General features: G+C 37.6%; 4 protein-coding genes and 1 pseudogene. 3 read left to right on the top strand and 2 right to left on the bottom strand.

What is annotated here, in order from left to right; genetic code table 11:
- Window positions 1–17: 17 nt before the first annotated feature.
- Together ACFILZ_RS05430 and ACFILZ_RS05425 are read right to left on the bottom strand one after the other, a co-directional pair.
- On the bottom strand, window positions 18–911 hold the full coding sequence (locus ACFILZ_RS05430) for a hypothetical protein (RefSeq protein ID WP_375682354.1): 894 nt from the start codon (window positions 909–911) through the stop codon (window positions 18–20).
- Window positions 912–1,403: 492 nt separating this feature from the next.
- On the bottom strand, window positions 1,404–2,531 hold the full coding sequence (locus tag ACFILZ_RS05425; protein WP_375607504.1) for a metallophosphoesterase: 1,128 nt from the start codon (window positions 2,529–2,531) through the stop codon (window positions 1,404–1,406).
- Between the two features lie 1,362 nt (window positions 2,532–3,893).
- On the opposite strand from ACFILZ_RS05425, the gene ACFILZ_RS05420 reads away from it, so the two are divergent.
- The 3 genes and pseudogenes from ACFILZ_RS05420 to ACFILZ_RS05410 all read left to right on the top strand — a co-directional run.
- Window positions 3,894–9,005, top strand: a complete 5,112-nt coding sequence (locus tag ACFILZ_RS05420; protein WP_404977395.1) for an autotransporter outer membrane beta-barrel domain-containing protein — start codon at window positions 3,894–3,896, stop codon at window positions 9,003–9,005.
- Window positions 9,006–9,171: 166 nt separating this feature from the next.
- Entirely contained in the window at window positions 9,172–9,321 is a 150-nt protein-coding gene (locus ACFILZ_RS05415; RefSeq protein ID WP_375607570.1) for a hypothetical protein, read from the top strand.
- Window positions 9,322–10,274: 953 nt separating this feature from the next.
- Window positions 10,275–12,491, top strand: a pseudogene (locus ACFILZ_RS05410) (autotransporter outer membrane beta-barrel domain-containing protein); the annotation flags it as partial.

The following is a 12,491-nucleotide window of genomic DNA, read 5'->3' as shown; positions in this document are numbered from 1 at the left end:
TCCCCTTGATTGTATCATTACTCTGTCCCGCCGTGCAGCGCATTGGCACGTGCCCGTTGCAAAGCATGGGCAACCGCACGACCAGTGACAACAGGATCACGCGCACCATTGACATGCACCGTGACATTTTGATTGTGTGTGATGGGGGAACGGTCTTTGTCTCTTTGCTCTCTCGCAGATGAATTTACAGGAGAAGCTCCCGCAAATTGCACGATGGGTTGGATGGCTGTTTTACCCCCCAAAAAACTTGGCAAAAACTCTCTTACATCAATCGACCCAATCCACCCCTTAATGCGGCTAGGCAAAGATTTACAATAATCACTCAACTTTGTGATGGGGGCCATAAAGCCATCGACAATCCAATTGGCTAAATCTTCGCCGGCTTGTTCCATACCAGCCTTGGCATCATCAGAGAGCTTTTCCTGTGTAAAAAAACTCTTCAACCATTGCCAAAAGTTGGAAAAGCTTTGTTTAACACCCTCCCACAAATTGCCAAACCACTCGACAACAGAGGAAAGTCCTTGTTTGAACTTTTGCCAATGGGAAGAGAGATCAAAAGCAGCAGCAATGATGTTTTTCCATTTGGTGATGGTGGTGGTATCAGCACCAAAAAAGCGCATGACGGCTTCAAAGGCACGCCCCCAAACCCGAGATACCCCCTGTGCAAAGCCTTTGACAAATGAAGAAAAACGATCCCAATATTTCCACAAAGCAAAACCCGCAGCAAGGATGACAGCCACAACAGCAGCAATGACCGCCCCGATCGGGGTAAAAATACCCCCCACAACAGAGGAAATAGCTGCCCCAGCCACTTCTATCGCTGTCCCGATCCAACCAAAAGAGGCAGCAAATGCACTTCCTGAGATCATAACTCCGCGAAATGCAGCAACCAGCAGAGTCATGGATCGCAAGAAGAAAAATTGTACAGCATCACAAAACATCAATTGTTTGAATGCTATAAATAAAAAATTGATCAAAACAAAAAACTCTTCTTATGAAAAAGAAAAGAGTTGCCCATGAGTAGATATTATAAACTCTAACAAAGGGCATAACTTGATAATTATACCGCAACAAACTAATAGAAACAGCCTTCTTGATAATTCTGGACAACATGTGCTAGCAAATTATGAACACACCCTTGACAAACTCGCCTTTGCTTCAAGGATGAAAGCCTAAAAGGAAAAATAGAATAACAAACCATTATTCCGCTTTGTATTAAAGCTCCGTTCACATTAAACCATTGCACTTATAGCGTATAACCTGAAATCTCAGCAGCTTTAAAAAAAAATATGTCTGATTTTTTATTCTATTTTAAGTAACACTCAGATACTCTCATTGCTCTTCAAATCCGCACATATAATACGTTTTTTCCCTCATGCTTTAAGACAAAGAAACAAATTCTATTATAACTTACTGCAACTTGCCGAAAATTGGGTGTCTTTCCCTATAACACCAAGATCTTTAATTAAAAGCGGTTTTCCTATTTCTCCATTATAGGCTTTAACGTGAATTGTCTTGCCTTTCACATCTATGAGGTAATAATCTCCATTAAAAAGCGCACCAGCTGTATAGATAGGGATATTTCCAAAAACCTTATCGTTTTTCGCACGGCAATAGGACTGATAATGCGTGTGACCTACGAAGATTGCTTTAACATTATGAGAGGTAACAATTGACTTAAAGACCGACAAATCTTTAGCATTCTTTTTACGAATAAAAAAGGATTCACCATCAATGGAAGCAGCACGCGCATCATGAAAATTAATGATTGTCACTTTACCTCTTGCATCAGCAGCAGCTAAATCGTTCTTAAGCCAATCTAAAGATTTATTGATTTGCACTTCTGTAGACTTCCCCTTCAAACCAACAGTATAGCTTGGATAATTGTGAAGCTGCACATAATGAACATCTCCATAATCCCAAGAATAACTCAAACTCCCCCTTACCAAGCGAACATTTCCACCCGAAATGGGAACCAAACTTTCAGTAACATCTGCATTGAAATGCAATAATTGACTACGGTATTTTTTGATTTCCGATACCATTCTTGAAACTGCACTTATAGCACAAGCATCTTTGTAAAAATTGAATTCTTGAGGATTTGTACAATTACCAACATTATTGGCATAATCGTGATTCCCTAGCCCCTCATAGACAGGCGCTCCAAGAGTTTTATAAACATTTTTATAATCATCATAGTTTTTTTGTTGTCCAAACTCCGTCAGATCACCATTGACAATATGGAACGCAGCCTTGTGCGCTTTTATCACACCAGCAACTTGCTCATTTATCTTTAACCATGGCTCTCTGTTTGATACTCCATTGGCATCACCAGAGTTTAAACGCCACGGTTGCGGATCAGCCATGATGATAGCAGTATAATTTTTCTCAAGAGACTTTTCTTTCATAGGCCACATAAATGCATCATGATAAAGCCTCTTGTCCCTTCTTAACTTTTCAGAATCAAGGTTAAAACAACCAGAGAGAGTAAAAGCAATCACGGTGATTACCAATTTAACTTTATATCTCATAAACCTATCACCATAAAAACGTTACATATTTTATTGTATTATAAAAATTTTCTCAGAAGTAATTTTTTAAATTTTCTTGTCAAGAATATGTCAAAAATTCAAAATAATGAAAGCAATGATCCTTCAATGAAAGTGCACTTTGGTGATATAAAAGCACTGTTGATTTAAAGCCTTCAACTTGAAGCATCTTCATTGATTAAGATTTATAAGCTTGGGCTCTTGCTCTTTCAAATGTCATCGATACATCAACAGCTTATAAAAACTTAGTCGTATACTATTAAAATATCCCCAACAGGAGAAAAAATGTATTCTTAATACTAGAACATCAAACTCCTTTGGATATCAAGATCAAATATATTAGAATATTATGATAAATAAGATATAAATAATCAAAAGTGCTAGCAACAGTGTTTTAGTATTACCGTCATCACTTACATTGACAATCTATAAAAATGCATAAGTATTACAGAAAATAATATCATTAATTTATAAAAAATAATATAAATTATGTAATTATTATAATAATATTTATAATTTCTATAATAGAGATTTACAATAAATTTAATTATATAATATAAATAATTACAAACACATTGTGTGTTCAATATAAATTCATACAAATTTAATATTATTTATTTTTTAATTTTGACAAAAAATCAAAAATATCTTACCAAATAAGGACAATTACTGAAATTAATAACAACTATCCATTTTCACTTCTTCTTATGAAGTTTGCGGGGAAATGAATATTTGGGGGCTCTCATAAGGAGAATATTGGTGTATAAAACATCCCTTTTATCATGCACGGCTGCGGCTGCTATCATCCTATTCAACATCCAGTTCACTGCACATGCTGAAACTCTTGGCGTTGCCAACGAAGAAAAAGATATATCCGGAAAAACGTACGAGACTATTTATGTAAAAGACAAAGGAAAAATCACCGGTAGCACTGTAACTGTAACTGGAAATGAAAGCACAAATGCAGATACAAACAATGACAAGTATGTTGTAACAGTTGAAGGTGCTAACAGTGCGCTTAAATTAAATGGCTTAAATATTCAAGGCACTGATTCTGATGTTCGTTTCGGTATTTCTGTAAAAGACGGCGCTAACATCAACCTAACTGGGGGGAACATTACAACTTCTCAAACTGGCGTTTATATTGACGGCAGCGACAAAAATATACTGCAAAATGTAGTGATATCAAATAATAAAAATGAAATTTCACAACTCATTGGAGTGCAATCAGATAATGGAAGTAACATCACTTTAACAAATGTAAACGTTACGCACGCAGAAGTTGGTATACTCGCAAATAATAATTCTCGAATCAACGTATCCGGAGGATCATTCGAAGGTAAAATGGATGGCGTATATGCTATGAGCGGCACCACCATTACTGTAGATGGCGGTACTAACGTTACCTCATCTAATGGTAACGGACTTCATGCCATCGATGAAAAGAGCGAAATTATAATGACAGGAGGAAGCGTAATTGGAAAAGATGCAGCATTATCTGCAGACGAAGGTGGACATATTACTGTCACGGGTAGTACTCTAACAGCAAAGAAGAATAACCCTAATACATCTACTAATGATAATAAAATCGAAAATGGATTCGGTGCCTTGTCTCAAGGCAAAAACAGTGTGGTTGAATTATCTAGTACAACGATTAATGATGCGACAATCGGGCTCAAAACACAAGAGAGTGGCGCAATCAAAATGACTGGGGGAAGCATTACAGCTTCCAAAGTTGGTGCTTTCTTCTTGGACAGCAAGAGCAAAGAAAACAAACTGAAAGATGTAGTGATATCAAGTGGGAAAGATGATGCGCCACTAATCAATGGAATCAAAGCAACTAACAGTAATGTCACTTTAAATAATGTAACAGTGACGCAAGCACAAACTGCCATAGATGCATATGATTCCACAGTAAAAGTCTTAGGAGGATCATTTAATGCAGAAAAAGCAGCAATATTTACTCAAAACGGCGGCAACATCACTTTAACTGGCGATGCAAAAATTACATCATATAATGATGCTGGACTCTATGCGGAAGGTTCAAAATCCATCATCGAAATGACGGGAGGGAGCGTAACAGCAAAAGAGGAAGCAATAACGACAACATACGGTGGGCATATTATTGTCACAGATGTCATCCTAAAAACAAATGGTGATGGACTTGGTGTAGCTTCTGATGACCTTGGTAGCATGATTGAATTGCGTGGAAATACAACGATTAGTAATAGTGTAATCGGGCTTCAAGCACAAAACGATGGTGCAATCAAGATGACCGGAGGAACCATTAAAACTTCTCTAGTTGGTGCTGGTTTCTTAAACAGTAACAGCAGTGAAAACAAACTAGAAGGTGTGAAGATATCGAATAGTAAAGACGATGCGTTACTGAACTTTGGAATAAAAGTAGATAAAAGTACCGTCACTTTAAAAGATGTAACAGTGACTCAAGCAGTATCCGGTATAGGTGCAGATAACCACTCTACAATAACAGTCTCAGGAGGATCATTTAGTGGAAGTGACGTAGGAGCAAGTGCAGAAGGTGGCAGTACGATTATCTTGAAAAACAACGCAAACATTACATCATCTGATAACATTGGACTCTATGCAGAAGGTTCAAAATCCACCATCACAATGACGGGAGGAAACGTCACAGGGAAAGGGAATGCATTGGTTGCTGAAGATGGCGGCCATATTACTGTTACAGATGTGGCTCTAACTGTAACAGATATGGCTCCAAGTGACGACTATATATCGTCTGGTGTATTTTCTGTTGGCGAAGGCAGTGTAATTGAATTACTTGGAAATACAACGATTAGTAATAGTGCACTCGGGCTTACAACAAGCAATGGTGGCGCAATCAAGATGACTGGAGGAACCATTAAAACTTCTTTAGTTGGTGCTGGTTTCTTAAACAGTAACAGCAGCGAAAACAAGCTAGAAGGTGTGAAGATATCGAATAGTAAAGACGATACGTTACTGAACTTTGGAATAAAAGCAGATAAAAGTACCGTCACTTTAAAAGATGTAACAGTGACTCAAGCAGCAGCCGGTATAGTTGCAGATAACCACTCTACAATAACAGTCTCAGGAGGAGCATTTAGTGGACGTAATGTAGGAGCAAGTGCAGAAGGTGGCAGTACGATTATCTTGAAAAACAACGCAAACATTACATCATCTGATAACGTTGGACTCTATGCAGAAGGTTCAAAATCCACCATCACAATGACGGGAGGAAACGTCACAGGGAAAGCGAATGCATTGGTTGCTGAAGATGGCGGCCATATTACTGTTACAGATGTGGCTCTAACTGTAACAGATGTGGCTCCAAGTGACGACGATATATCGTCTGGTGTATTTTCTGTTGGCGAAGGCAGTGTAATTGAGTTACTTGGAAATACAACGATTAGTAATAGTGCACTCGGGCTTCAAATACTAAACAATGGTGCAATCAAGATGACTGGAGGAACCATTAAAACTTCTCTAGTTGGTGCTGGCTTCTTAAACAGTAACAGCAGCGAAAACAAACTAGAAGGTGTAAAGATATCGAATAGTAAAGACGATGCATTACTAAACTTTGGAATAAAAGCAGATAAAAGTACCGTCACTTTAAAAGATGTAACAGTGACTCAAGCAGCTGCCAGTATAGTTGCAGACCATGATTCGACAATAACAATCTCAGGAGGGGCATTTAGTGGACGTGACGTAGGAGCAAGTGCAGAAGGTGGCAGTACGATTATCTTGAAAAACAATGCAAACATTACATCATCTGATAATGTTGGACTCTATGCAGAAGGTTCAAAATCCACCATCACAATGATGGGAGGATCCGTAGCCGCGAACAAAACAGCGTTATTCGCAATCAACGGTGGGCATATTGATGCCACAGATGTTGCTTTAACAACAGAGGGAACAGGAAGCGGTGCATTTGTAAGTGGCAATGACAGCACAATTCAATTGCATGGTGATACAATAATTAACAATACTTTGGAGGGCCTTGGAGCAGTTGACGGTGGTAAAATCATTAGCGAAAACTTATCGATAATCGGTGGTGAAGCACTTGAAGGCCCCAACAACGAACGCACTGGTATATGGACATCGGACTCTGGTAGTGAAGTTAGGTTAATGGGCAAAACAACCATTCAAAATGTTGATGAAGGGTTTTATGCAGACGGTGGAAGTAAAATCATTAGCGGAGATTTAACAATAACTGGTGGTGAAAGTAAAACAATGACCGTTGGTGTAAACGTTGCAGAAACTGATAGTTTAATTGAATTAAATGGTAAAACAATCATTCAAAATTTTGATTTTGGTCTTTTTGCAGGAAATAATAGCACGATTAAGATGACGAATGGTTATATTGGAACAGCAGAGAATACAATCAAAAATAAAATAGAAGCAAAAAAAGTTGCACTATGGGCGGCAGCTAATGGACATATTGATCTCAAAGATATTTCTGTAACAGCAGGAATCAGCGGCTTGCAGTTCTTAGCTCTCCCTAATACCAAAACCGATGAATCAAATGATCCGCAAAAACATCAAAATAGTGAAATCAATTTAACCAATGCAGATATTCACGCTGAAAATGGCACAGGAATTTTCATTGGAGCTTTCACTAACGATAACATTGAAGATATTCCAACTTTATCAATCGGTACAGCAAATCTCAAAAATTCAGAAATCCATGCTGATGTATTGTTAGGAGATGGTCTTTTCGATGATCCAAAATCTTGGAAAAATGACAATTATTGGAACAATAAAGAGGTTAAAGCGATCTCCAATGGCACCTTCACCTTAAGTGCTGATCAGTCTACTCTAGAAGGCAGAGCGAATATTGCTAAAGACAGAAATGTACGTTTTGATCTGAAAAACAATACGAAATGGACGTTGAAAATCAGCAAAAACGAAAAAGATGCTGATGGCAATCTCCTTGATATCGCTCAAAGATCTCGTTCTGATATTTCCACGCTTAATCTCGATAACAGCTCCATTGTTTTTGAGAAACCAACAGAAGATCACTACCAAACATTGCATATAGGTTCTGGTAAACCAGACACGCAAGAAATCTACAACGCAACGGGAGACGCAAAGATTTACTTCAACATTGCTTGGAGTGATGGCGTAGTAAGTGCCGATCAAAAAACCGATAGGCTTCTCATTCACGGTGATGTCTCAGGCTCCACAACAGTTTATATCAAAAGCGATTCAGGAGATGAAAGTAGTGTAGTCAATGCTGCTGATCCTTCCAATATAGGTGGCCTCTCGCTCATTCAAGTATCTGGAAAAGCACAAGAAGACTCTTTCAAACTCGTAAATGGCTATACCACAAGAAATCGTTTGCCTTATAAATATACGCTAACGGCCTATGGACCAGAGTCAAGCCACGGTACAGCCGATGTTGCACAAAGCCTCTTTGATGAAAAGAATGAAAATTTCTGGGATTTCCGCTTACATAAAGAAATTCTTGAAACAGATTCTGGTTCTGGCCCAAGTGTGATCGTCCCTGTAGCACAAACAGCAAGCTATTTGGTCATGCCAAATGCTCTCTTCTACAGTGGATTAACCGATATGGCTAAACAAAACGCACTCTTAGCCAATATCAGAACATCTGTCTTAGGAAAAGAAGAGGAAAAACAAACCGGTTTCTTCCTCTATACTTACGGAAACACAGGAACCTTATCTTCCAAGCGCGGACCTCTCAAATATGGTTATGGTGCTGATATCCGCTATGCTGCTCTACAAGCCGGTGTTGCATTCGCGGCATTAGAAGGACAAAATACCACAACACACTTCGGTCTTGTAGGCACCTATGGGCGGCTGTCTTTCACTCCAAAGGATATGGATGATGTAAGTAAGAGCACATTGGATAAATGGTCACTAACAGCTTATGGCAGCGTGCAGTATGACAATGATTTCTATATAGATACACTCTTGTCCTATGGTATCCTAAAAGGGCATATCGCCAATGCCATCAGAGGAAACACCGCAAAGTTGAATGATGCTAAGATGTTGAGTATCTCCACCACCGTTGGCAAAGAGTTTGCAACCGGAATGGAAGGCTTAACCTTCAAGCCTCAAGCACAACTTGCTTATCAACATTTGATGTTTAATACCATTGAAGATGCTGATAATTTTACCGTTGATATGAAAAATCCTTCTCAATGGTTGATCCGTGTTGGTGGACGTTTGACAAAAACTATTTCCACTGAAAACAATCGTCCTATGTCTTTCTATGGAAAAGTAAACTTGATCAAAACCTTTGGTGATGATGGTACCATCCGGATTGGCAGAGATTTTGACCTTGATCCTATGGGACCTGCAATTGAAGGCGGCGTTGGCATCAATGCGCAACTGTCTCACAATTTCTCCCTTCATGGTGATGTAAGTTATCAACAAAAGCTTCAGAAAACTGGTATAAGTGGTGCGAATTTTTCAGGAGGAATACGCTATCAGTTTTGAGGCAAAACTTTATAACAACAGGTATATTGTTATTTCTGTACACTTCATCAAAAAAGGCAGCACAATACGCTGCCTTTTTTTATTCTTGACACCCTTTCATAAAAAGATCGTTCGAATAGCTTTTGTTTTTTATCCTCCCAAGATCATCTCCATCAAGATTTATTGATTGACAAAGCTAGGTATTGTTTTTGATGCATACCAGATTGAAGTAGCTGCTCGTACACAGGCAAAAAAGCGCTTTCGTTATAATCCTGAAAAGAAAGCTGTGGAAGGTCTTGCCAATTTGCTGGAATTGGGGAGCGTGAAATGCGTGTAGCAGTCTTTGCGCAAAAGAATGAAAATATGCACTAAAGCGGGTGGTTATGCTTAAGGGTGAGAATAAATTCAGTGATTTTGAGAAATCTGCCCCTTACGCTGTCTTAGATATTGAATGGCATTTATCTCTCATAAACAAAAATGTCGCAAAGCGCTTCATCTCCAAGTGAAAGTAAAACTTTCAGAAAAAACACCTTATATGTATTTATTGATAAATCATATATGTTTATTGATAAATCGCGCTTGCTTCATAAAATCCCCTCCCCCTTTTTCTCAAAGCAAAAAGAAAATGTAAAGTTTTACTGTCGTAAGTAGATAAAAAGTACAAGCCACTATTATTTTCCTCTTTACACAGGAAACATACTGCAAAATATTTCTTTATGCAGATAACTTAATTAAATACACCAAAAAAACAAAGACATCAACCACTTTATCAAAATACTCAAGAAGAAACTAAGATTTATAAAAGCATCAATCAGTGCTCTTTAGCATATTTATAAAACACATTACATCCAGTATAAAACACCTCAGATCTAAAATTAAATAAACTTTTTTAATTTTTGCTGACGGCTGTTCCCAACGATGCTGTCCCCCCTTTATTCTCCTTAATGCATCAAAATATATGACAGTACTGTGATACCCTTAAAAAAGTACAAACAAACAACGATCATTTGCTTATAATATTGTCCTTAAATATCATTTTTAATATTTTTAATTATATATTTAATACGTAATAAATAAAACTATAAATATAATATGACTTAAATGTAAATATATACGTTAATTATTATGTTTTTTAATTTGACTATAAGTAAATTATAAAATAGTGATCAGGAAGAATGTTTTTTATAGACCATTATTTATTTTCTTATATTGTTTGTTCTTCTTATAACAAGTGGAGATATGGAAAACAGGAAAAATATTTGTAGCTTAATTTAAGTGAGGAGAACATAAATGTCTAAAAAGTCTCTTTTATCGTATACAGCAATTGCAGCAATTCTATTATTTGGGACCTACCACAAAACACAAGCGGAAGAACTTAAAGTTTCTGATGGAAAAAAAATGGAAGTCTCTAAAGAAAGCTACGATAATATTTGGGCAGAAACGGGTGGAAAAATCATCGGCAAGAATTTAAAGCTGGGGAGTACCTCTCCAACACCACCATCTGTTACAACCGTTGTCACCGTTAAAGGATCCGATAGTTTGATTGAATTATCGGACAATACCATCATTGGTGCTCCACTTGGGACTAAATCTTCCTATGAATACGGCGTTAATATATCGGACAACGCTACATTCAAAATGACAGGAGGTTCGATCAACGTTGATAAAACCGCTATTCAGCTAAATGCTGGTAACGGAAATATGGAAAATGTCACAATAACAAGTGAAAACAGCGAACCCTATAACGCAATAAAAGCTGAAAAAAAAAGTAAACTCACTTTGAAAAATATAACTGTTAAAAAAGCAAAAAACAGCATCTTTGCAGATAACCAAACTCAAATAACAGTTATCGGTGGATCTTTTGAGGCAAAAGAAACAGCAATCAATGCTCGAAACGGTAGTATCATTACTTTAAACAATAAGGCAAAAATCACATCACTTAACGGTGATGGGCTCAATGCCATTGGTGAGCAATCAAAAATTTTTATGACAGGGGGAACTGTTACTGGGAGCAATAGTGTATTATACACAAAAGATGGTGGATATATTAATGTTAAAGATGTTGTACTCACAGCAGATGGTAAAGGAACAAGATTCGGTGCGTTTGCAAGAGGTCACAGCACTATTGAATTGAATGGTAACACAGCAATTAAAAATGTTTCGATCGGTGTTAAAGCCGAAAGTGGTGATGCGACAATCAAGATGACCGGAGGATCGATTGAGATTACAGGAGACAAAGCAGTAGGTGCATCATTTCTTAACACCACCAGCAAAGAAAACACGCTGAAAGATGTGAAAATATCAAGCGGAAATGATGACTTTCTTATGGATAAAGGAATAAGTGCTAACAACAGCACGGTCACTTTAAATAATGTAACCGTCACGAAAGCAAAAAACAGCATCTTAGCAGATAACAAATCTCAAATAACAATTACCGGCGGATCTTTTGAGGCAAAAGGAGAAGCAATAATTGCTCAAAACGGCAGTAGCATTACTTTAAACAATGGTGCGAAAATCATTTCATCTGAGCATAATGCGCTGAGTGCCATTGGTGAGCAATCAAAAATTTTCATGACAGGAGGAACTGTTACTGGGAGTAATAATTCATTATATGCAACTTTGGGTGGATATATTAATGTTAAAGATGTTGCACTCACAGAAAATGGCGAAAGTTCAGTTACAGGCGCATCAGCTGAGGGCCCAAACAGCGTCATTGAATTAAAAGGAAAAACAACGATTACGAAGACTCTCTTTGGTCTTTATGTAACGGATGGAGGCAAAATCACAAGCGAAGAATTAACGATAAAAGGGAAGAGAGCAAATATTGCGGGAATCGAACTGCCCAGCATGGGTGTAAATGCTGCTGCAAATAGCGTTATTGAATTAAACGGAAAAACAACGATTGAAAAAGTTGATTTTGGACTTGTCGCATCCAATAGCACGATTAAGATGGTCAATGGCGCTGAAAACAAAATAGATGCAACAATAATTGCACTAAAGGTAAACAGAAATGGACATATTGATCTCGCAAATACTTCTGCAACAGCAGGGGTTGCTGGGGTAAATTTTGCAGATTTGTCTAAAAATAAGTTAAATGGCCTAAGTGATAGTAATCCACAAGATTGGCAAAACAGTGAAGTTAATTTGACCAATACAGATCTGATCGTTGAAAATGGTATTGGAATAAATACCGATGAATCAATGGGGAAAATTAATCTCAAAAATTCAAAAATCCTTGCTGATACGTTATTCAAAAACATAAAGCAGAAGACAAAGCCTGTTGGAATGTTTACTTTAACCGCAGATCATTCTGTCTTACAAGGCGGTGTAAGAAATGACGAAAATGGGCAAACACGCTTTGATCTGAAAAACGACACAAAATGGACGTTGAAAATCAGCAAAAATGAAAAAGATGATGATGGCAATCTCTTTGATATCGCTCAAAGATCTCGTTCTGATGTTTCTGTGCTTAATCTCGATAACAGCTCCATTGTTTTTGAGAAACCA

Source organism: Bartonella sp. AP40SXNS (genome assembly GCF_042195825.1).
Classification (GTDB): Bacteria; Pseudomonadota; Alphaproteobacteria; order Rhizobiales; family Rhizobiaceae; genus Bartonella.
The sequence above is the reverse complement of the archived record's forward strand: the minus strand, read 5'-3'. Positions and strand labels throughout refer to the sequence as shown.